The organism is Pseudomonas sp. GW821-FHT01A09, from assembly GCF_058986725.1.
The window spans coordinates 285,955-308,124 of the sequence record NZ_JBYSWB010000004.1 but is presented as its reverse complement, the minus strand read 5'-3'; the positions used below and the strand labels follow the sequence as shown (position 1 = coordinate 308,124).

Below are 22,170 nucleotides of genomic sequence, written 5' to 3'. Positions count from 1 at the left end.
ATATGCACCCCGCAGAACGCCCATCCCTGGCACGTGAATACGGCTCAGGGTGACCATGAATCGTTTGAGAGTTCTATCGATGACCCATCCTGCCCTGATCGATGAGTTGATGAACCTGGTGGAGCCCGGCAAGGTCCTGACCGACGCCGCGTCTCTGGAAGCATTCGGCAAGGACTGGACCAAACACTTCCCCCCGGCCCCCCTGGCCATTGTCTTTCCCAAGACCATCGAGCAAGTGCAGGCTGTGGTGCGCTGGGCCAACGAGCGCAAGGTAGCGCTGGTGCCGTCCGGCGGGCGCACCGGATTGTCGGCGGCGGCGGTGGCGGCCAATGGCGAAGTGGTGGTGTCGTTCGATTACATGAATCAGGTGCTGGACTTCAACACCGTCGATCGCACCGTGGTCTGTCAGCCGGGCGTGGTCACCGAGCATCTGCAGAACCTCGCCGAAGAGCACAACCTCTACTATCCAGTGGACTTCGCTTCTGCGGGTTCCAGCCAGATCGGCGGCAATATCGGTACCAATGCCGGCGGTATCAAGGTCATTCGCTACGGCATGACCCGCAACTGGGTGGCGGGCATGAAGGTGGTAACCGGCAAGGGCGATCTGCTCGAGCTGAACAAGGACCTGATCAAGAACGCCACCGGTTACGACCTGCGTCAGTTGTTCATTGGCGCCGAGGGCACCCTGGGCTTTGTGGTAGAAGCCACCATGCGCCTCGATCGCGCGCCGAAGAACCTCACCGCCATGGTGCTCGGCACGCCAGACTTCGATGCGATCATGCCAGTGTTGCACGCCTTTCAGAACAAGCTGGATCTGACGGCATTCGAGTTCTTTTCCGACAAGGCGCTGGCCAAGGTGCTGGGGCGCGGCGATGTGCCCAAGCCCTTCGAATCGGATTGCCCGTTCTACGCGTTGCTGGAATTCGAGGCCACCACCGAAGAAGTCGCCAATGCTGCCTTGGCCACGTTCGAGCATTGCGTCGAGCAGGGCTGGGTGGTCGACGGCGTTATGAGTCAGAGCGAGCAGCAATTGCAGAACCTCTGGAAGTTGCGCGAATACATTTCCGAGACCATCTCGCACTGGACGCCATACAAGAACGACATCTCGGTCACAGTCTCGAAAGTCCCGGCGTTCCTGAAGGAAATCGACGCGATCGTCGGCGAGTTCTATCCCGACTTCGAAATCGTCTGGTTCGGCCATATCGGCGACGGCAACCTGCACCTGAACATTCTCAAGCCGGACAACCTGTCCAAGGACGACTTCTTCGCCAAGTGCGCCACGGTCAACAAATGGGTGTTCGAGACGGTGCAGAAATACAACGGCTCGATTTCCGCCGAGCATGGCGTGGGCATGACCAAGCGTGATTATCTGACCTACAGCCGCTCGCCGATCGAAATCGAGTACATGAAGGCCATGAAGGCGGTGTTCGACCCTAACGGCATCATGAACCCGGGCAAGATTTTTGCTGTGCAAGACCACTGATTCGCAGTGCTTCCCACACTATTCCAGCAGGCAGAGGAGTCGTTCATGAGCTATCAACACCAGTACGCTGACGGGACCCACATTCATTATCCGGTCGGGAAAGTGGTGTGTATCGGGCGCAACTACGCCGAACATGCCAAGGAACTGGACAACCCGGTGCCGACCGAGCCGCTGCTGTTCATCAAGCCAGGCAGTTGTGTGGTGCCTTCGGCGGGTGGCTTCAAGGTGCCGACCGATCGCGGGTCGGTGCACTACGAAACCGAAATCGCCGTGTTGCTGGGTAAGCCGCTGTCGACCAAGCCCAGCGTTGAAGAGGTGCTGGATGCCATCAGCGGCTACGCGCCGGCGCTGGACCTGACCCTGCGCGACGTGCAGTCGAAGTTGAAGGAGAAGGGCCTGCCATGGGAAATCGCCAAGTCGTTCGACGGCGCCTGCGTGATTGCGCCCTTCGTCGCGGCCAGCACCTACAGCGACCTGACCGACATTCCGGTGCGCCTGACCCTCAATGGCGCCGTGCGCCAGGATGGCAACAGCAGCCTGATGCTCAACCCGATCGTGCCGATGATTCAGTACATGGCGGCGTGTTTTTCGCTGCAGGCCGGGGATGTGATCATGACCGGTACGCCGGCGGGCGTAGGGCCGTTGAATCCGGGGGATGAGCTCATCCTCGAGTTGCCAGGTGCCAGCAGCTTCGCCACCACGGTCCTATAAAGACCCCTGTAGCGAGGGGGCTTGCCCCCGATAGGCCGGCACTGACACTCAGCGGTGTGTCATTCCAAGCCCCTCGGAAGCAAGCCCCCTCAGCACAGAGGTGTTGCACCCTTCTCGCTACTTCTTCAGGGTTTTCACGCCTTCTGAGGTGCCCAGCAGCAGCAGATCCGCCGAACGTGCCGCGAACAGGCCGTTTGTCACCACGCCGACGATCCCATTGATCTGGGTTTCCAGCAGCACCGGATCGGTAATCTGCAGGTTGTGCACATCGATGATGATGTTGCCGTTGTCCGTCAGCACGCCCTCGCGATAGACCGGATCGCCGCCCAGCTTGACCAGTTGGCGCGCCACATGGCTGCGGGCCATGGGAATCACTTCCACCGGCAGCGGGAAATTGCCCAGCACCGGCACCAGTTTGCTGGCATCGGCAATGCAGATGAAGGTCTTGGCCACGGCCGCGACGATCTTCTCGCGGGTCAGTGCCGCGCCGCCGCCCTTGATCAGGTTCAGGCCCTCGTCGCTTTCGTCGGCGCCGTCGATGTAGAACTCCAGGTCGCTGACGGTATTCAACTCATACACCGGAATGCCATGGCCCTTGAGGCGTGCAGCCGTGGCTTCGGAGCTGGCCACGGCGCCGTCGAAGGCACCCTTGTGCAGCGCCAGGGCGTCGATGAAGCAGTTGGCGGTCGAGCCAGTACCGACGCCGACGACACTCTTGTCGTCCAGCTTGGGCAGTATGAAATCGACGGCGGCCTGGGCGACGGCCTGTTTGAGTTGGTCCTGGGTCATGCGGGCTCCGGAAGCGGGCGGGGTCTATCTGAGGGGGCGCATTATAGCCGTATCCGTTGGCTAAAACCCGGGTGCGTGTGGTCGCCATGCCGAGCGCTGGGTTAGACTCCCCGTCCTTGCAACCACCGCCAGCAGTGATTTTTTCCGATGCTCGAACAGTACGTAAAGAAAATCCTCACCTCGCGCGTCTACGATGTCGCCGTCGAAACCCCGCTGCAGCCGGCCGATCAGCTGTCGCGGCGTCTGGGCAATACCGTGCTGCTCAAGCGCGAAGACCTGCAGCCGGTGTTCTCCTTCAAGGTGCGCGGTGCGTACAACAAGCTGGCGCAGTTGAGCGATGTCGAGCGCGCCCGGGGCGTGGTCACCGCGTCGGCGGGCAACCATGCCCAAGGGCTGGCGCTGGCGGCGAAGAAGATGGGGGTCAAGGCCACCATCGTCATGCCGCGCACGACACCGGAGATCAAGGTCGAGGGTGTGCGCTCGCGCGGCGGCAAGGTGGTGTTGCACGGCGATTCCTTCCCTGAGGCGCTGGCCTATTCGCTCAAGCTGGTGGATGAAAAGGGCTACGTCTACATTCATCCCTATGACGACCCGGATACCATCGCCGGTCAAGGCACCGTGGCCATGGAGATCCTGCGCCAGCATCCGGCGCCGCTCAACGCGATTTTCGTTCCGGTCGGCGGCGGCGGCTTGATCGCCGGTATCGCTGCCTACGTGAAGTACTTGCGTCCGGACATCAAGGTCATCGGTGTCGAGCCCGATGATTCCAATTGCCTGCAAGCGGCGCTGGCAGCGGGCGAGCGCGTGGTACTGCCGCAGGTTGGGCTGTTCGCCGACGGTGTGGCGGTGGCGCAGATCGGCCAGCACACCTTCGACATCTGCAAGGACTATGTCGACGAGGTGGTGACCGTCAGCACCGATGAGATCTGCGCTGCGATCAAGGATATCTACGACGATACCCGCTCGATCACCGAGCCTGCCGGCGCCCTCGGCGTGGCGGGGATCAAGAAGTACATCGAGCTGTACGGCGTGACCGGGCAGACGCTGGTGGCCATCGATTCCGGTGCCAACGTCAATTTCGACCGCCTGCGCCATGTGGCCGAACGGGCGGAGCTGGGCGAGGGTCGCGAAGCCATCATCGCCGTGACCATTCCGGAGCAGCCGGGTAGCTTCAAGGCGTTCTGCCAGGCCATCGGCAAGCGCCAGATCACCGAATTCAACTATCGTTTCCACAGTGGCCGCGAGGCGCACATCTTCGTCGGCGTGCAGACTCACCCGGAAAACGACCCGCGCGATGCGCTGCTGGCCAATCTGCGCGAGCAGGGCTTCCCGGTGCTGGACCTGACCGACAACGAGCTGGCCAAGCTGCACATTCGCCATATGGTCGGTGGGCACGCCGAGAAGGTCAGTGACGAGCGGGTCATGCGCTTCGAGTTCCCGGAGCGGCCAGGAGCGTTGTTCAATTTCCTCAGCAAGCTGGGCGGGCGCTGGAACATCTCGATGTTCCATTACCGCAACCACGGTGCCGCGGATGGCCGGGTGGTGGCGGGCCTGCAGGTACCGGAGGATGAGCGGCATCTGGTGGCCGCGGCCCTGGATGCCATCGGCTATCCCTATTGGGATGAGACGGATAACCCGGCGTATCGGTTGTTTCTGGGCTGATCCCCATTCAGGTAGCGAGGGGGCTTGCCCCCGAAAGTCTCCAATTCTGCTCAACTTTTGAGCGAAGCGGTGATGCACAGATTTTTCGGGGGCAAGCCCCCTCGCTACACGACACGGGAAGTGATCATGGAAAGCTACAGCGCATTCAAAATCGGGTTTTTCGCCGCCATGGTGCTGTTCGTCATCAGCGCCGCTGCGGTCGCCTGGCGCGCCGTTCGCGCCGGTGACGACAGCGCAGCGCTGGGCCGCAGCCTGCAGCGGCCCTGGCTGTTCGCCTGGATACTCATGGCCCTGAGCCTCGCCAGCCTGCCATTCAGTGGCTGGTGGCTGGCGCATCTGGGGGCCTGGCCGCTGGGGCAGCTGTGGATGCTGGGGGCGGAGTTGCTGTACGTGCTGGTGTGGGCGTTCTGGCTGCTGGCGGTACGGCGGATCAATCGCCTGCGTCGCGCACAGGTGTATTCCAGAGCCGCAGACAAGAAAGAGGTGGCCGCGCAACGCAAGCGCGCCTACCTCTATGGCGGTGCCTCAGCGCTGTGCTTTGCAGTGATTCTTGTATTGGTTGCCGTCAAACCGGTGTGATGCAGACAGCCTGGTAGCGAGGGGGCTTGCCTCCGAAAAATCGACTGATCACAACAGTCTTGTGCGGCAACGACTCGGAGTTTTCGGGGGCAAGCCCCCTCGCTACAGAGGTGGCGTGGCATCACTCGCCGCGCAGCGAGATCTCTTTCCAGCCGCGACGCTTGGCTTCTTCATGCAGCTTGGGGTCCGGGTCGACCACGATCGGATGGGCGACTTCTTCCAGCAACGGCAGGTCATTCATCGAGTCGCTGTAGAAGTAGCTGTCTTCAAGGTTCAGGCCTTGCTCCTGCAGCCAGCGGTTCAGGCGGATCACCTTGCCTTCGCGAAAGCACGGCACATCGAAGCTGCGGCCGGTGTAGCGGCCATCCTTCATCTCGCACTCGGTGGCCAGCAGCGTCTCGACGCCCAGGCGCTCGGCGATCGGGCCGGTGACGAAACGGTTGGTGGCGGTGATGATCACCAGCTTGTCACCCGCCGCGCGGTGTTGTTCGAGCAGCGCCAGGGCCTTGGGCAGAATGATCGGCTCGATGCAGTCGCGCATGAAATCCCGATGCCATTCGTTCAACTGCGGCAGATCGGTGGCGGCGAGGATTTCCAGACTGAATTCCAGATAGGCCCCCTGATCGAGTTGGCCGGCCAGATAATCCTCATAGAAGGCATCATTGCGGGCCTTGTATTCGACCTTGTCGAGAATCCCGCGCTCGCACAGGTAATCGCCCCAGGCGTGGTCGCTGTCGCCGCCGAGCAGGGTGTTGTCGAGATCGAATAACGCCAGACGCATGAATTTTCCTACCTATATATTGAAAAGCGCCTTACAGAATACGGACTTTTGACAACTGTGCACATAAGGTATGCGGGCGCGTTGCCGCCTTGACAGGCTTTGTGGAACAATGCGGAAACATGCGTTTACGAGGTTGTTGCCGTGATCGACCCCGATGGTTTCCGTCCCAATGTCGGCATCATTCTGACCAATGACGCCGGACAGGTGCTATGGGCTCGTCGTATCAACCAGGATGCCTGGCAGTTTCCTCAGGGCGGTATCAACCCCCAGGAGACGCCGGAAGAGGCCTTGTACCGAGAGTTGAATGAAGAAGTGGGGCTGGAGCGCCAGGATGTTGAAATTCTTGCCTGCACCCGCGGCTGGTTGCGTTATCGTTTGCCGCAACGCCTGGTCCGTACCCACAGCCAACCGCTGTGTATCGGCCAGAAGCAGAAATGGTTTCTGCTGCGCCTGATTTCCAACGAGCAGCGCGTAAGAATGGATTTGACGCCCAAGCCCGAGTTCGACGGCTGGCGCTGGGTCAGTTATTGGTACCCGCTGGGCCAGGTGGTGACATTCAAGCGCGAAGTTTATCGACGCGCGCTCAAAGAGCTTGCCCCGCGCCTTTTATCGCGCGACTGACGACGGAGTTCGACCCCGAGCCATGCTCAATACGCTGCGCAAGATCGTCCAGGAAGTCAACTCCGCCAAGGATCTCAAGACGGCGTTGGGGATCATTGTGCTGCGCGTCCGGGAAGCCATGGGCAGCCAGGTGTGCTCGGTCTATCTGCTCGACCCTGAGACCAACCGCTTCGTGCTGATGGCGACCGAAGGGCTCAACAAGCGCTCCATCGGCAAGGTCAGCATGGCCCCCAACGAAGGCCTGGTGGGTCTGGTGGGCACCCGCGAAGAACCCCTGAACCTCGAAAACGCCGCCGATCATCCGCGTTATCGCTACTTTGCCGAAACCGGTGAGGAGCGCTTCGCTTCATTCCTGGGCGCACCGATCATCCACCACCGTCGGGTGGTGGGCGTGGTGGTGATCCAGCAAAAAGAGCGTCGCCAGTTCGACGAGGGCGAAGAAGCTTTCCTGGTGACCATGAGCGCGCAGCTCGCCGGGGTCATCGCCCATGCCGAGGCCACGGGTTCGATCCGTGGCCTGGGGCGTCAGGGCAAGGGCATTCAAGAGGCGCGCTTCGTCGGCGTGCCCGGTTCGCCCGGTGCTGCCGTCGGTACTGCGGTGGTCATGTTGCCGCCGGCCGACCTCGACGTGGTGCCGGACAAGGTCGTTACTGACATCAAGGCCGAACTGGCGCTGTTCCAGAACGCGCTCGAAGGCGTACGCAACGACATGCGCACGCTTTCGGCGAAGTTGGCCACACAATTGCGTCCTGAAGAGCGTGCTCTGTTCGATGTGTACCTGATGATGCTCGACGATGCCTCGCTGGGCAGCGAAGTGACCAACATCATCAAGACCGGCCAGTGGGCCCAGGGCGCGCTGCGCAACGTGGTCGCCGAGCACGTCAGCCGCTTCGAATTGATGGACGACGCCTACCTGCGCGAGCGCGCGTCCGACGTCAAGGACCTGGGCCGGCGCCTGCTGGCCTACCTGCAGGAAGCTCGTTCGCAGACCATGGTCTACCCGGACAACACCATCCTCATCAGCGAGGAGCTGTCGCCCGCCATGCTCGGCGAAGTGCCCGAGGGCAAGCTGGTGGGCCTGGTCTCGGTACTCGGCTCCGGCAACTCCCACGTGGCGATCCTGGCCCGTGCCATGGGCATCCCGACGGTGATGGGCGTGGTCGACCTGCCGTATTCCAAGGTCGACGGCATCCGCATGATCCTCGACGGCTATCACGGCGAGGTGTTCACCAACCCCAGCGAGATCCTGATCAAGCAGTACAGCGCGGTCATGGAGGAGGAGCGCGAGCTCTCCAAGGGCCTCGACGCGCTGCGCGAGCTGCCCTGCGTGACCCTGGACGGGCATCGCATGCCGCTGTTGGTCAACACCGGCCTGCTGGCCGATGTGGCGCGGGCCCAGGAGCGTGGCGCCGAGGGCGTCGGCCTGTATCGCACCGAAGTGCCGTTCATGATCAACCAGCGGTTCCCCAGCGAGAAGGAACAGCTGGCCATCTACCGCGAGCAATTGGCGGCGTTCCATCCGCTGCCGGTGACCATGCGCAGCCTCGACATCGGCGGTGACAAATCGCTGTCGTATTTCCCGATCAAAGAGGACAACCCGTTTCTGGGCTGGCGCGGCATTCGCGTGACCCTCGACCATCCGGAGATCTTCCTGGTGCAGTGCCGGGCCATGCTCAAGGCCAGCGAAGGCTTGAACAACCTGCGCATCCTGCTGCCGATGATCTCGGGCACGCACGAATTGGAAGAAGCGCTGCACCTGATTCACCGGGCCTGGGGCGAGGTGCGCGATGAGGGTACCGACGTGCCGATGCCGCCCGTGGGGGTGATGGTGGAGATTCCTGCGGCGGTCTATCAGGCGCGTGAGCTGGCGCGGCAGGTGGACTTCCTGTCCGTGGGCTCCAACGACCTGACGCAGTACTTGCTGGCCGTGGACCGCAACAACCCGCGGGTGGCCGATCTCTACGATTACCTGCACCCGGCGGTGCTGATGGCTTTGCAGCATGTGGTCAACGAAGCCCATGCCGAGGGCAAGCCAGTGAGCATCTGTGGCGAGATGGCCGGTGATCCGGCGGCGGCGGTGCTGTTGATGGCCATGGGCTACGACAGCCTGTCGATGAACGCCACCAACCTGCCGAAGGTGAAGTGGATGTTGCGTCAGGTCAGCATGAGCAAGTCGAAGGATTTGCTCGCGCAGCTGATGAAGATCGACAACCCGCAAGTCATCCACAGCTCGCTGCAGCTGGCCCTGAAGAATCAGGGCCTGTCGCGGATGATCAATCCGGCGGCGCCGAAGACCCTGTAAATCGGCGTTACCTGTAGCGAGGGGGCTTGCCCCCGATTCGGTATATCAGTCACGTCATCGGGCCTGACAGACCGAATCGGGGGCAAGCCCCCTCGCTACAGGGTGAGTCAGTCTTGCAATGCAATCTCACCCAGGTGCCCGCCATAGGGCCCATAACTGCGCTCGATGATCCGCCGCCGGCCATCTGCCCGCAGCGTCACCAGCGTACTGGCCCGTGTGCCATAGCTGGGGCTGGCGATGAACACACTCGACAGCAGCCTTTCCGTTGCCAGCCCCACCCCGGTATCCGGCAAGTCGGCGTCGGCGGCCGGTTGGGGATCGCCAAGTGCATCCAGCAGTCGTTCGTCAATCGGGTCCTCCAGCTGCGCCGCCAAGGCTTCACGCGCCCTGATCAGCTTGGGCCATGGTGTATCCAGCGCCGCATTCGACAACCCGTAGACACCCGCTGCAACCACTACAGGCTCGCCTTGACGCGCATTGAAATACATCAACCGCGGCGCCTCTCCCGGTTCAACCGTGCCAAGCAGCAGATTGAACCCGGCGTACTCCGCCGAACGACCGCGAACTTCCCGTAAATAATCATCCAGCCCGATGCCGCTGGTCAGAAACCGCGCCACCAGGTCGCCCCGTGATCGATGCCCAGGTGGCTGATGCGGGTCGCGAATATTGGTCAGCGCGGCGAAGCGCCCGCCGGGTCCGAGCCCCAGCCAGGTGCCTCCGGCCTCCAGATCGCGTCCGGCGAGCACCTGGGGTGCATCCTCCCAGGCCGCCAGCGGCAAGGTCGGGCGGGCATAGAATTCATCGCGGTTGGCCGCCAGCAGCAGCGGCACGGCGTGCTCGGGACGCCAGGCGAAAACGATCAGGCACATGAGTGGTTTTCCTTGTCTTTGTCGCTACTGTACGCAGGCCGCCCGGCACTATCCATACGGCTTGGGTGGAGCCGCAGGGGCTGTTTCCGCTACCATGCCGGTCCTGATTCACCCGCACATGGCTGCAGATGCGTATTGCAGGCGCGTCGAAGCGTCTGCCATGGGCCTCGACGCCCGTGTCACAAATTTCATCATTTCCGAGTGGTCAGTGCTTCGACCCTCGGGGCATAGTTCCAGTTTTATCAAGGCGCAGCTCCTTCGGCGCAGCCTTGAGCCCATAGCTTTATTGAGGAGTCGCAATGCTGGCTTATCCGCAGATCGATCCCGTCGCCCTGGCGATCGGTCCCCTGAAAATCCACTGGTACGGCCTGATGTACCTGATCGGCATCGGCGGCGCCTGGCTGCTGGCGCTGAGCCGCATGCAGCGCTTCGACCCGACCTGGACCAAGGAAAAGCTCTCGGACATGATCTTCTGGGTGGCCATGGGTGTGATAGTCGGCGGTCGGCTGGGCTATGTATTGTTCTACGATCTGGACGTTTATCTGGCCAATCCGCTGCTGATTTTCGAAGTCTGGAAAGGCGGCATGGCGTTCCACGGTGGCTTGCTGGGCGTCATGATCTCGACCTGGTGGTTCGGCAAGCGCAACGGCAAATCGTTCTTCCAGCTGATGGACTTCATCGCGCCGATGGTGCCGATCGGCCTGGGTGCCGGGCGCATCGGTAACTTCATCAACGCCGAGCTGTGGGGCAAGCCGACCGATCTGCCATGGGCGATGGTGTTCCCGCCGTTCAGCGATCCGGCCCAACTGCCGCGCCACCCTTCCCAGTTGTATCAATTCGCCCTTGAAGGCGTGGCGTTGTTCGCTATTCTTTGGCTTTATTCGCGCAAGCCGCGCCCGACCATGGCCGTGTCCGGCATGTTCGCGCTGTTCTACGGTATCTTCCGCTTCCTGGTGGAGTTCGTGCGGGTGCCGGACGCTCAACTGGGCTATCTGGCCTGGGGCTGGCTCACCATGGGCCAAGTGCTGTGCGTGCCGATGATCGTCGGTGGCCTGGTGCTGATCTGGCTGGCCTATCACCGCAAGCCGGCGGCTCAAAGCGCGGCGCTCTAATATTCGTCAGGCAGGGTTCGGCCCTGCCGGCATCGATGCAGGTAAGTCATGAAGCAATATCTCGATCTGGTCGCCGACGTCATCAAGCGTGGCTCCCTTCAGTCCAACCGTACCGGGGTGAAGACCATCAGCCTGCCCGGCGCCATGCTGCGTTTCGATCTGCAGGAAGGCTTTCCGGCGATCACCACGCGCAAGCTGGCGTTCAAGTCGGCCATCGGCGAGATGGTCGGCTTTCTGCGCGGCGTCAACAACGCCGCCGAGTTCCGCGCCCTGGGCTGCAAGGTCTGGGACCAGAATGCCAACGAGAACCAGCAGTGGCTCGACAACCCCTTCCGCAAGGGCGCCGACGACCTGGGGGAGATCTACGGCGTGCAATGGCGCCAATGGCCGGCCTACAAGCGCATCGCCCTGAGCAACCCGGCCGCCATCGAACTGGCGCTCGGTCAGGGCTATACGCAGCTGGCCCAGGCCGAGGAAGACGGCGAGGCCTATGTGGTGCTGTACAAGGCCATCGATCAGATCCGTCAGTGCGTTGATACCATCATCAAGGACCCGGGCAGCCGCCGCATCCTGTTCCACGGCTGGAACTGCGCGCAGCTGGACGAAATGGCCTTGCCGCCCTGCCATCTGCTGTATCAGTTCCACCCCAATGCCGAGACGCGGGAAATCTCCCTGACCCTGTATATCCGCTCCAACGATCTGGGGCTGGGCACGCCATTCAATCTCACCGAGGGCGCGGCCCTGCTGTCGCTGATCGGCCGCCTGACCGGTTACACGCCGCGCTGGTTCACCTATTTCATCGGCGACGCCCACGTCTACGAAAACCACCTGAGCATGCTCACCGAGCAACTCGACCGCGAACCCCTGCCGGCACCCCGGCTGGTCATCTCGGATCGCGTCCCTGAGTTCGCCAGGACTGGTGTGTACCAGCCGGAATGGCTGGAGCTGATCGAACCGAGCGATTTCTCGTTGGAAGGGTATGAGCACCATCCGCCGATGACGGCGCCGATGGCGGTTTGATTCTGGGGAAAGATTTCCGGGTTCAACTGGAGTACCCTTAAAGGGTATTTTGCGCTCCTCGCACAGGAGCGCAAATTTTGTGGAAAAGAAGAAACCTCATTACGAGCTTTTGGCACTCCAAGTGGATGTGTCCCGCATGGGGCGGGCTGCATTTACCGGCTCGGCTTTGGCGGGGGGGCTATCGCCTTGGCCTGTCGTTGACGCAGATGCTCAACGTGATCGCGAGCCTGAAGAGGTCTGATTTCTACAAGTCCATGACAACTCATGGAGACTCGCGCCGATGGCAGGACGTTTATCGACCTAGCATTGCTGATGGCGTCGAGCTCTATGTGAAGATGACCTATCAGGCGGATAACGGCCCCCCGGTCATATCCTTCAAGGAGAGATGACGGTGAAGACTCAAGATTGCGCATGCTGTGGATCTGCAGCTGCAATGGTTCGATTTGAAGACGAAACCTTCCCGGTTCAGTACAGGCATTTCGTTCGGAATGTCCCCGGCTTGAACGGCTGGCGCTGCCAGGAATGCTCCGAGGTGTATTTTGATCCTCAAAGCTCGTACCAATATACCCAAGCAGGCGATCAGTTGCTGGAGGATGCGCAGAAGGCTATTGCCGAGGAAATGCGCCGTATCCGCCGCAAGCTGAACCTGACTCAACGTAGCGCAGTGAAAATCCTTTCGGGCGGCGGGCACAACGCGTTCTCGCGCTATGAGCGTGCAGAGGTCGAGCCGCCTAAACCGTTGTTGGTATTGATGTCGTTGCTTGATCGGCATCCCGCTCTCGTCGAAGAGATCAAGGCGATGGGGGATGGGACATTACTAGGAGATCTGGTATCTGCAAAAGAGCATCAGCGACATTCTGCTGTTTCTCAATGCCCATGACTCCTCCCCACATGTGAATGCTCCGCTTCGGGCACGGTGACCGCGCCGGTCACCTCCAGGCGCTGGAGGATGCCGCATGGGTCGTCGTCGGCCTCGCTACCGCAGCGCTGGCGCAGCTCCACTAGCTGTTGTTGCAGGGCCATGAGGCCTTCGATGCGGGCGCTGACGTGCTGGATGTGGTCGTCGATCAGATGGTTGACGCTCTCGCAGCGGTCTTGCGGGCTGTCGCGCAGGTTCAACAGGCTGCGGATTTCTTCGAGGGTCATGTCGAGGATGCGGCAGTTGCGGATGAACGTCAGGCGCTCGACGTGGGCCTGGGTGTAGACCCGGTAGTTGCCGTCGCTGCGGGCGGGCTCGGGCAGCAGGGCTTCGCGCTCGTAATACCGGATGGTCTCTACCGGGCAGTCGGTGGCCTTGGCCAGTTCGCCGATCTTCATGCTGTATCCCCTCGATCTGCAAAAGTGTCTTGACCCTATAGTCGCTACAGGGTGTTCACTTGGCAACAAGCATTTCAGAGACCGGACCCTATGAGCCGTCAGCCCAGCGATCATCCTCACGAGCACGAGCACGAGCACGAGCATTCTCAAGACCATGACGAGCACGCTTCAGCGCCGACTGCGTCCTGCTGCCAGCAAAAAGCCGCGTCTTGCGTAGCGCCCAAGCCTGCCACTCGCGCCAATGGCCATGCGGGCCACGATTGCAGCACGCACGCTCACGACCACGACCACGACCACGACCACGACCACAGCTCAGCCCCCGCGAAGGTGCAGCTCAGCGCAGCCACCAGCCCCGACGCCCAGCTCAGCCAGTTCCGCATCGTCGAGATGGACTGCCCCACCGAGCAGACCCTGATCCACAACCGCCTGGGCAAGCTCGAGGGCGTTGAACAGCTGGACTTCAACCTGATCAACCGCGTACTCGGCGTTCGCCATACGCTGGGCAGCACCGAGCCGATCATCCAGGCGATCACCTCGCTGGGCATGAGTGCCGAGCCGCTCAGCGTCGACGCGCAAGGCAAACCCATGGAAACCCTGCCGCCCGCCAACAAGCCGTGGTGGCCGTTGGCGTTGTCCGGCGTGGCGGCCATAGGCGCCGAAGTCCTGCATTTCTCGGGCGCCGCGCCTACCTGGGTCATCGCCATCGTTGCGCTGGTGGCGATCCTCAGCGGTGGTTTGACCACCTACAAAAAGGGCTGGATCGCCCTCAAGAACTTCAACCTCAACATCAATGCCCTGATGAGCATCGCCGTCACCGGTGCGGTGCTCATCGGCCAGTGGCCGGAAGCGGCGATGGTGATGTTCCTGTTCACCCTGGCGGAACTGATCGAGGCCAAGTCGCTGGATCGCGCCCGCAACGCCATTGGCGGGCTGATGCAATTGACGCCGGAAACCGCCACGGTGCAACAGGCGGACGGCACCTGGCTGGAACAACCGGCCAACGCCATCGCCCTGGGTGCGTTGGTGCGGGTCAGGCCGGGTGAGCGTATCGCGCTCGACGGTACGGTGCGCACCGGGCAATCGAGCGTCGACCAGGCGCCCATCACCGGCGAAAGCCTGCCAGTGGAAAAGACCACCGGCGACAAACTGTTCGCCGGCACCATCAATCAGGCCGGTTCGCTCGAGTATGAGGTCACGGCCGCCGCCGGCGACTCCACCTTGGCGCGCATCATCCATGCGGTCGAGCAGGCCCAGGGCGCCAAGGCCCCGACGCAACGTTTCGTCGACAGCTTCTCGCGTATCTACACGCCGGCGGTGTTCATCCTCGCCGTGCTGGTGGCCGTGGTGCCGCCGCTGTTGATGGCGGCGCCCTGGTTCGACTGGCTCTACCGAGCGTTGGTGCTGCTGGTGGTGGCTTGCCCCTGCGCACTGGTGATCTCCACGCCGGTGACCATCGTCAGCGGCCTGGCGGCAGCGGCGCGCAAGGGCATCCTGGTGAAAGGCGGCGTGTACCTCGAAAGTGGCCATCGCCTGCAAGTGCTGGCGCTGGACAAGACCGGCACGCTGACCCACGGCAAGCCGGTGCAGACCGACATGCAGCTGCTGGACTCCGCCACTGCGCAGGCGCCGTTGATCGCCGCCAGCCTGGCCCGTCGCTCGGATCACCCGGTGTCGCTGGCCATCGCTCGCGAGGCCGAGAGCCAGGCGGCGCAGTGGCTTGACGTGCAGGGGTTTACCGCATTGCCGGGCCGCGGCGTGAAAGGCGAAGTCAACGGCGAGCTTTATCACCTGGGCAACCATCGCCTGGTGGAAGACCTCGGCCTGTGCTCCAGCGAATTGGAAGCCAAGCTGGACGTTCTGGAGCGTCAGGGCAAAAGCGTCATCGTGCTCTGTGACAGCCAGCGCCCGAGGGTGCTGTTCGCCGTGGCCGATACCGTCAAGGACAGCAGCCGCGAAGCCATCGAGCAACTGCACGGCCTGGGGATCAAGACCTTGATGCTCACAGGCGACAACAGCCACACCGCCGCCGCGATCGCCCGCCAGGTTGGCATCGACGAGGCCCGTGGCGACCTGCTGCCCGAGGACAAGCTGCAGGTGATCGAAAGCCTGAGCGGCGAGGGGCGTCAGGTGGGCATGGTCGGCGACGGCATCAACGATGCCCCGGCGCTGGCGCGCGCCGACATCGGTTTCGCCATGGCGGCCGCCGGTACCGATACCGCCATCGAAACCGCCGATGTCGCGCTGATGGACGACGATCTGCGCAAGATCCCAGCGTTTATTCGCCTGTCGCGCCAGACCCGCAGCGTGCTGGTGCAGAACATCGTGCTGGCGCTGGTGATCAAGGCGGTGTTCCTGGTCATTACCTTTGCGGGTATGGCCACGCTATGGATGGCGGTGTTCGCCGACATGGGCGTCAGCCTGCTGGTGGTGTTCAACGGGTTGCGCTTGCTGCGCCGGTAACTGCAGCGAGGGGTCCGCCCGCCGGGCCTCTCGGAAACTTCCTACATTCCTGCCTAAGTTCTTCAGAATTCCCCTACAGCCTTGTCAGACTTGGCTGCTATTGCCCTCTCGCCCCGATCGAGATAATCACCCCGCCACCGAGCGAATTCATCCGACTCGCCCGGTAGCGGCGCGGTCGAGCGCTGTTGTACGGAGCATCGCCCGACCTCGCCTGCCGTCTCGACGGCATTCCCTGTCCATAACAATAAAACGAGGTATCGCCATGTCTACACACGCCCAACTGGAAATCGCCAATGCACCACAGGAAATGACCCTTGAAGACACCCATGAAGTACGCGGTGCCGGCTTGTTCGCCGACATCGGCGGGGTGATCGACTCGGCCATTCCGGTGATCGCTGCCGTGGTTGCCAAAGTAAGCTGACGCCTGCGGCCCATCAGGGCTCAAGGATGTAAACGGGGGGAGTGGCGCCGCTCCCTTCCGCAGGCTGCATGAAGGTATTCGCCATGTTGGAACTCGGAAAGGTTGCTCCGCGGGCGCCGGTTCGGACCTTGGTGTTCGGCTGGTTGATCTGCCTGTTTTTTTTCATGCTCGTGGCGCTGTTGATCGCCGGCGAGTATGCCCGCAAGGAAGAGGTACAAGGCCGGGTTCTGACCCGTGATGTGGTGCGCGTCGCCAGCGAAGGCAATGCTCATGTACAGGAAGTGCTGGTGGTCGCCGGGCAATCGGTGCGCAAGGACCAGCCGCTGCTGAGGATTCGCCCTCAGGAGCCGGAAAATTTCAGTGATGCCAGTGGTCAGACCACTGCCACCCAAAGCGCCGAGCGGCTCGACAGCCTGCTCGCCGACACCCACAGCGATGAAGCCCAGGCGCGCGATGTCTATCGCACCCAGCGCGAATCGCTACGGCTGCAGATCGACCAGCTCCAGGCCGACCTGGAACTCAACACCCGCATCGAGCAGTCGATCCAGCGCCGCGTGGCCATTGCCGCCGGGCTGCAGCAACGCCATGAGCGCCTGGCCCGGGAGGGCGCGGTGTCGGAAGCGGCCCTCAACGAAGCCATAGTGCGCCACGAAACCGCCCAGCAGAATCTCGCCGGCAATCAGCAGGCGCGAGCTGCGGCGCGCCAGCGTCTGCTGGAATTGCAGCAGCGTGGCAGCGATGCGCAACACCAGTTGGCCCTGCGCCTGAGCGATATTGCCCGTCAGCGCCACGAACTGCTCGAACGCCGCGAGACCCTGCGCAAGCACCAGCAATATGTGTTGCTGTCGCCGGTGGATGGGGTGGTCGATGGCGTATCGGTCTTCGCTGGCGGGCGCGTCCAGGCCGGGCAGCCGATGCTGCTGCTGCGCATCGATCTGCCGGAGCGGGCGATGCCCACGGTGATGCTCGACGTCGATCCCGCCAGCATCGGCTTCGCCAGCCCCGGCACAGCGGTGATCGTGCGTATCGACGCCTATCCCTACGAGCGCTACGGCGTGGTCAAGGGCCGCATCGTGCACAGCACCGCCAGCACCTATCGCGATGTGCCGCTGGGGACCTCGGTCGACAAGCCGCCGGAAGGGGCGGTGTATCTGGTGGAAGTCGCGCTGGATTTCAGCGACCCCCGCACGCGCATTCGCGAGCACTGGCTCAAGGACGGCATGACCCTGCGCGGCTCGCTGCGCCTGGAGCCGCTGAGCCTGATGGAGTGGCTGTTCCTGCCGGTACTCAAGGGCAGCCAGCGTAACCCAGACTATCTTCCGGCGCTCAAGCCGCACGCCACGGGGCAGGCGACATGATCGATGCAACGCTGAATCGAGTCCGCCGCGCGTTGGGCAAATCGGTACCGGTGATCCTCCAGGACGAGATGTCCGAGTGCGGCATGGCGGCGATTGCCATGATCGCCAGCTACCACGGCCATGCCCTCAGCCTGCGGCAGATGCGCCAGCGCTGCAGCGTCGCCCGTGATGGCATGTCGTTGTTCCAGATCATCAAGGTCAGCGAGACGCTGGGGTTCGCCTGTCGCCCGCTCAAGGTCATGCTCGACGGGCTGCGCCAGGTGCGTACGCCGTCGATTCTGTTCTGGAACAAGATGCACTTCGTGGTGCTGGAGGCGGTCGAGCGCCGGGGCCTGCGCATCGTCGACCCGGCGTTGGGGCGGCGCTTCTATACGTGGGAGGAGGCGTTGCCGCTGTTCAGCGGCGTGGCCCTCGAACTGGTCCCGGGCCTGCACTTCACCTTGCAGCGCAGGCTTGCGGCGCGCGAGGCCCTGAGCTTCACCCAGGTGCTGTCGCGCAATCCCTGGCTGTTGCGCTATCTGATCCCCATGGGGCTGCTGGCGATCGTCACGTACCTGGGCGCCATCGCCGCGCCCAAGCTGTTTTCCTTGACCATCGATGAGGTCGTGGCCAAGAACGACGAGGACTTCCTCTACCTGATCCTCTACGTGTTCGGCGCCGTCTTCCTGTTCAAGACCCTCGCCGCCTGGCTGCGTACCTGGCTCGACGCGCAACTGCGCATTGCCCTGAGCCAGGACCTGGGCACCGGCGTGATGGCCTGGCTGCTGCGCCTGCCGGTCACTTGGTTCGAGCGCCGCGCGCCGGGGGATATCCTGCGCCGCACCCAAGCCACCGACCGTGCCTACACGCAGTTCACGGCGGGCTGGATGGACATGAGCATCGATGCCGTGTTCGGCCTGGCCTTCCTGTGCCTCATGGCGCTGATCAACCTGCCACTGGCGGGGCTGTCACTGGTGCTGTGCCTGTTGTTCTTCGGTTTTCGGCTGTTGACCCTGCCGATGATGGAGCGCACCCACAAGGCTGCCATCGAGGCAGAAACCGCCCGCAACGTCAGCCTGCTCGGCACCGTCAGCGCCATCGAGTCGATGAAGCTCTACCACTACGAGGCCGCCAAGCTGGCGCGCTGGAGCAACCAGCACGTCGACACCGAGGTCGCCCGCGCCCGAGTGCAGCGCCTGCAATCGATGAACGTGGTGGTGCATGAAGGGCTGTCCCACGGGCACTCCCTGCTGGTCAGCGCCTTGGGTGCCTTCGCGGTGCTGCAAGGCAACAACAGCATTGGCGATCTGTTTGCCTTCGTGTTGTACAAGGACATGTTCATGGGTTGCATGCTCAAACTGCTGGATCGCTACGCCAGCCTGCGCCTGGTGCAGGTGGAGTTGCGCCGTGTCGAAGACATCATCGACGAGCCGGCCGAGTGGGTCGAAAGCGAGACCTACCTGGCCCGCGCCGATGAGCCGCAGGCCATGCTGCAGTCGGTGCAACTGGAGGGCGGCGTGTTTCGCTACAGCAGCTTCGAGCGGCCGGTGTTCATGGACGTCGACTTGCAGTTGGCGGCGGGGGCCAAGGTGGCGATCTTCGGGCCGTCGGGCTGTGGCAAGAGCACTTTGCTCAAGGTGCTGGCCGGGTTCTATCGATTGGAGGCCGGGCAGTTCGAGGTCAACGGCGTGGACTTGCAACGCTTTGGCCTGCAGCGTTACCGGCAGAATCTGGCCTACGTGACGGCCCATGACGAAATCATCGCCGGTAGCGTGATGGACAACATCACCCTGGACGCCGAGCGCGGCGATGGCGCCTGGCTGCAGACCTGCATCGAACAGGCCGGCCTGCTAGCAGCGGTGCAGGGGCTGGCCAACGGCTTCAACACGCTGCTGGGGCCGACCGGCGTGCAGCTGTCGACCGGGCAGAAGCAACGGCTGTTGATCGCGCGCGCGCTGTACCGACGCCCGCAGATCTTGCTGCTCGACGAGCCGACCTCCCACCTGGACGCCGAGGCTCGCGACGTGATCATCGCCACGCTCGGGCAGTTGTCGATGCTGTGCGTGGTTGTGACCCATGATCGACGTGTGGCGCAGGCTTGCGATGTCGTCCTGCAAATGCGCCAGGGGCGCGTATTGCCGATGCCTGCGGGAGGCCTGGATGACTGATCGAAAAAGCGCGCGGGTGCGCTATTGGTTGCTGTGCATGATCTTCAAGGCGCATCTGGGCCTTTGGCTGATCAAGTGCCTGGGGCTGTTATCGCGCATCGTGCCCATAGGGCGTCTGTTCATCGTCCTGCCCAAGGTGTTGAGGCGTCTGCCGTCCTGCTGGCGAGGTCGCGACTACAGCCTGTGTCGGCAGAACCTGACCGCACTCGGCTACGAATCCACCTTGGCCAAGAAGCTCAGTTGCCGGTTTGGGGTATTGCAGTGGCAGCGCGCACTGCATGAACAACTGTATCCACGCCAGCGGCCCTTCGACCTGCGCGCCTGGATTGCCGATATTCCGTGGGTCGATCCGCAGCGTCTGGCCGAGGTCGAGCGCCCGACGCTCTATCTGTTGACCCACACCGGGGAGTACTGGATGGCCGTCGCCAGCCTGATGGCCCGACAGGCGAAGCCGACTCGTTTCGTCATCCCGATCTGGAATTTCGCCGACCCCTTCACCCGTCATTCCCTGCAGCAGCTTGAAGGGCTGGGGCACTGGGTAGACGTGCTGGATGTCGCCGATCCGGGCACGGCGTTGAGCATGGCGCGGGCGCTGAAGCGCGGGGACAGCGTGGTGCTGTTCTGCGACCTGCCTGTGAGCCTGGGGGCGTTACGCTTCGGCGAGCCGCTGCCGGGCACGCTGTTCCACCGCCCGGCGCAATTCGTCAAAGGGCCGTTGTTTCTGGCCGCGAAGCTGGGCTGTGACGCCTTGCTGATCGGCCACCAGGCGCAGTTGGGCGGCAAGGGCCGGGTGCAGGTGCTGGAGCGTATCGCGGCCGCTCCGCTGCCCGTCATGCAGGCGCAGTGGATGGCGGCGTTGGATCGCTTTCTGGCGGCGGCGCCGGAGCAGTGGTTCTACCTGCCGAGGCTGGAGGCGTTCTATCACCGCCAGCGTTCGACCTCCGAGCGGCGTTCGGCAGTGGCGCTGCGATGAGCGGCCGGGACGTTGTTGCGCTGCTGGCGTGCCTGCTGGCGCTGAGTGGCTGTTCGTTCACCCCGGCCTATGTCCGCCCTGAGGCGCCGGTGCCCGCCCAGTGGCGTGACCAGGCTGCCGAGCAGGTCGATGCACCCTTGCCCGCCTGGGAGCAGGTGTTCAACGATCCGCAACTGCGGGAACTGATCGGCCAGGCGCTGGCGCACAATCGGGATCTGCGTATCGCCGTGCAGCATATCGACGAGGCACGGGCATTGTTCGGTGTGGCCCGTGCCGATCTGTTTCCCACCTTGGGCCTGCAGGGCGCAACCCAACGCCAGCAGCTATCGGCACTGGATTCGCCCACCGGCGAGCGGGTCATCAGCGAGCAGGGCCGCTTCCGGCTGGGCGTCGGCATCACGGCCTACGAGATCGATCTGTGGGGGCGCGTGCAGGCCTTGCGCGACAGCGCCGGTGAACAGTTGCGGGCCAGCGCGGAGGATGCCCGAGCGGTGCAGATCAGTCTGGTGGGGGAGGTCGCCGGTACTTATTACGAGGCCCTGACCTATCTGAGTCTGCAGGCGCAGCATGGGGATCTATTGAGTGCCGGGGAGCGCTCGTTGCAACTCATCGAAAAGCGCCATGGGCAGGGGCTGGCCAGCGAACTGGAAGTGCGTCAGGCACGCTCGTTGGTGCTGGGCCTGGCAGCCGAGCAGGCGAGTGCCGAGCGTGGGCATGTGCTGGCGCTTAATCGCCTGGAATTGCTGACCGGCGTCAGCTTGCAGCCATCGCGACTGCAGGCCTCGGCACTCGAAGCGGACACGCCCATTGCACCAGTGGCGCCCGGGCTGACTTCGACGCTGCTCACGCGTCGGCCGGATATTCGCGCCGCCGAGGCTCGGCTTAAGTCCTTCAACGCCAACATCGGCGCGGCACGGGCGGCGTATCTGCCGCGGATCTCGCTGACCGGTGTGTTGGGGTTCAGCAGCCCGCAGCTCAATCGGCTGTTCCGGGGTGGCGCCAAGGCCTGGTCGTTTTCACCGGAGGTGACGGTGCCGCTGTTCGATCTCGGCCGGCGCGAGTCTAATCTGGCGCTGGCTCGGGCGCAGCGCGACATTGCCGTTTCACAGTACGAGCGTGCGATCCAGCAGGCGTTTCGCGAAGTGGCGGACGCGCTCGGGGCCCGTGGGCCGCTGGAGCGAGAGCTGGCGACGCAACGATTGCGGGTGGCCAACGAGGCGCGCCGGGTGGAGTTGGCGGTGTTGTTGTATGAAGAGGGGCTGGACAGCTACCTCGAGGTGCTGGACGCGCAACGCAGTCTGAGCGCCGCCCAGCAGGGCCTGGTGCGTACGCGGCTGGCCGGGTTGAGCAATGCGGTGTCGTTGTACAAGGCCCTCGGTGGTGGCTGGAGCGCCACCTTGTAGCGAGGGGGCTTGCCCCCGATAGGGCGTGTCAGGCAACTGATGTGGTGCTGACACTCCGCATCGGGAGCAAGCCCCCTCACCACAGGATTTTGCATACCCCTGAAAATGCCGGGCTGGGTGATGGCTGGTCGGCGATTTGAAGTGAGCACGGTATCCAGATCA

Annotated in this window: 20 protein-coding genes; 16 read left to right on the top strand and 4 right to left on the bottom strand. The window is 63.1% G+C overall.

Features of this window, described 5'->3' with window-relative positions; translation table 11 throughout:
• The first annotated feature begins 79 nt into the window (after positions 1-79).
• Positions 80-1,483, top strand: a complete 1,404-nt coding sequence (locus AC3WJP_RS07540) for an FAD-binding oxidoreductase (RefSeq protein WP_493720394.1) — start codon at positions 80-82, stop codon at positions 1,481-1,483.
• 45 nt (positions 1,484-1,528) lie between these two features.
• Positions 1,529-2,194, top strand: a complete 666-nt coding sequence (locus AC3WJP_RS07535; protein ID WP_493720395.1) for a fumarylacetoacetate hydrolase family protein — start codon at positions 1,529-1,531, stop codon at positions 2,192-2,194.
• Between the two features lie 117 nt (positions 2,195-2,311).
• Here the strand turns inward: AC3WJP_RS07535 and rpiA are convergent, their stop codons facing one another.
• The gene (gene rpiA / locus AC3WJP_RS07530; protein ID WP_493720396.1) at positions 2,312-2,983 is read right to left on the bottom strand and encodes a ribose-5-phosphate isomerase RpiA; all 672 of its coding nucleotides are present in this window, start codon (positions 2,981-2,983) and stop codon (positions 2,312-2,314) included.
• 147 nt (positions 2,984-3,130) lie between these two features.
• On the opposite strand from rpiA, the gene ilvA reads away from it, so the two are divergent.
• Together ilvA and AC3WJP_RS07520 are read left to right on the top strand one after the other, a co-directional pair.
• The gene (gene ilvA / locus AC3WJP_RS07525; protein WP_493720397.1) at positions 3,131-4,645 is read left to right on the top strand and encodes a threonine ammonia-lyase, biosynthetic; all 1,515 of its coding nucleotides are present in this window, start codon (positions 3,131-3,133) and stop codon (positions 4,643-4,645) included.
• 126 nt (positions 4,646-4,771) lie between these two features.
• Positions 4,772-5,224 carry a DUF2269 family protein gene (locus tag AC3WJP_RS07520; protein ID WP_493720398.1) on the top strand — a complete coding sequence of 151 codons (453 nt, stop codon included), beginning with the start codon at positions 4,772-4,774 and terminating at the stop codon, positions 5,222-5,224.
• A 121-nt stretch (positions 5,225-5,345) separates the two neighbouring features.
• Here the strand turns inward: AC3WJP_RS07520 and AC3WJP_RS07515 are convergent, their stop codons facing one another.
• On the bottom strand, positions 5,346-6,005 hold the full coding sequence (locus AC3WJP_RS07515) for a histidinol-phosphatase (RefSeq protein WP_493720399.1): 660 nt from the start codon (positions 6,003-6,005) through the stop codon (positions 5,346-5,348).
• A gap of 141 nt (positions 6,006-6,146) precedes the next feature.
• Between AC3WJP_RS07515 and AC3WJP_RS07510 the strand changes: the two genes are divergently transcribed.
• Entirely contained in the window at positions 6,147-6,626 is a 480-nt protein-coding gene (locus AC3WJP_RS07510; RefSeq protein ID WP_226505654.1) for an RNA pyrophosphohydrolase, read from the top strand.
• A 22-nt stretch (positions 6,627-6,648) separates the two neighbouring features.
• On the top strand, positions 6,649-8,928 hold the full coding sequence (ptsP, locus tag AC3WJP_RS07505; protein WP_493720400.1) for a phosphoenolpyruvate--protein phosphotransferase: 2,280 nt from the start codon (positions 6,649-6,651) through the stop codon (positions 8,926-8,928).
• 107 nt (positions 8,929-9,035) lie between these two features.
• Here ptsP and AC3WJP_RS07500 read toward each other — a convergent pair whose 3' ends face one another.
• Entirely contained in the window at positions 9,036-9,797 is a 762-nt protein-coding gene (locus AC3WJP_RS07500) for an NRDE family protein (RefSeq protein ID WP_493720401.1), read from the bottom strand.
• Positions 9,798-10,096: 299 nt separating this feature from the next.
• On the opposite strand from AC3WJP_RS07500, the gene lgt reads away from it, so the two are divergent.
• The 4 genes from lgt (at position 10,097) to AC3WJP_RS07480 (ending at position 12,809) form a co-directional block, all read left to right on the top strand.
• Positions 10,097-10,909, top strand: coding sequence for a prolipoprotein diacylglyceryl transferase (gene lgt, locus AC3WJP_RS07495; RefSeq protein WP_493720402.1), 813 nt, complete (start codon positions 10,097-10,099; stop codon positions 10,907-10,909).
• 48 nt (positions 10,910-10,957) lie between these two features.
• The gene (locus tag AC3WJP_RS07490; protein ID WP_493720403.1) at positions 10,958-11,929 is read left to right on the top strand and encodes a thymidylate synthase; all 972 of its coding nucleotides are present in this window, start codon (positions 10,958-10,960) and stop codon (positions 11,927-11,929) included.
• Between the two features lie 125 nt (positions 11,930-12,054).
• Positions 12,055-12,318 (top strand): type II toxin-antitoxin system MqsR family toxin, encoded by a 264-nt coding sequence (locus tag AC3WJP_RS07485; protein ID WP_493735669.1) that lies wholly within the window; start codon positions 12,055-12,057, stop codon positions 12,316-12,318.
• Positions 12,319-12,320: 2 nt separating this feature from the next.
• Entirely contained in the window at positions 12,321-12,809 is a 489-nt protein-coding gene (locus AC3WJP_RS07480) for a type II toxin-antitoxin system MqsA family antitoxin (RefSeq protein ID WP_493720405.1), read from the top strand.
• Here AC3WJP_RS07480 and cadR read toward each other — a convergent pair.
• Positions 12,797-13,246: a Cd(II)/Pb(II)-responsive transcriptional regulator gene (cadR, locus tag AC3WJP_RS07475; protein WP_493720406.1), complete on the bottom strand. Its 450-nt coding sequence runs from the start codon at positions 13,244-13,246 to the stop codon at positions 12,797-12,799. The genes AC3WJP_RS07480 and cadR overlap by 13 nt on opposite strands.
• A gap of 90 nt (positions 13,247-13,336) precedes the next feature.
• Here cadR and AC3WJP_RS07470 point away from each other — a divergent pair, with 90 nt between their 5' ends.
• The 6 genes from AC3WJP_RS07470 to AC3WJP_RS07445 all read left to right on the top strand — a co-directional run bounded on the left by AC3WJP_RS07470 (position 13,337) and on the right by AC3WJP_RS07445 (position 22,008).
• The gene (locus AC3WJP_RS07470) at positions 13,337-15,706 is read left to right on the top strand and encodes a heavy metal translocating P-type ATPase (RefSeq protein ID WP_493720407.1); all 2,370 of its coding nucleotides are present in this window, start codon (positions 13,337-13,339) and stop codon (positions 15,704-15,706) included.
• 262 nt (positions 15,707-15,968) lie between these two features.
• On the top strand, positions 15,969-16,127 hold the full coding sequence (locus AC3WJP_RS07465; protein WP_493720408.1) for a hypothetical protein: 159 nt from the start codon (positions 15,969-15,971) through the stop codon (positions 16,125-16,127).
• Between the two features lie 83 nt (positions 16,128-16,210).
• Positions 16,211-17,485, top strand: coding sequence for an HlyD family secretion protein (locus AC3WJP_RS07460; protein WP_493720409.1), 1,275 nt, complete (start codon positions 16,211-16,213; stop codon positions 17,483-17,485).
• Positions 17,482-19,632, top strand: a complete 2,151-nt coding sequence (locus AC3WJP_RS07455) for a peptidase domain-containing ABC transporter (RefSeq protein WP_493720410.1) — start codon at positions 17,482-17,484, stop codon at positions 19,630-19,632. Before AC3WJP_RS07460 ends, AC3WJP_RS07455 begins: the two co-directional genes overlap by 4 nt.
• Entirely contained in the window at positions 19,625-20,605 is a 981-nt protein-coding gene (locus tag AC3WJP_RS07450) for a lysophospholipid acyltransferase family protein (protein WP_493720411.1), read from the top strand. Before AC3WJP_RS07455 ends, AC3WJP_RS07450 begins: the two co-directional genes overlap by 8 nt.
• Positions 20,602-22,008 (top strand): efflux transporter outer membrane subunit, encoded by a 1,407-nt coding sequence (locus AC3WJP_RS07445; protein ID WP_493720412.1) that lies wholly within the window; start codon positions 20,602-20,604, stop codon positions 22,006-22,008. Before AC3WJP_RS07450 ends, AC3WJP_RS07445 begins: the two co-directional genes overlap by 4 nt.
• Positions 22,009-22,170: the final 162 nt, after the last annotated feature.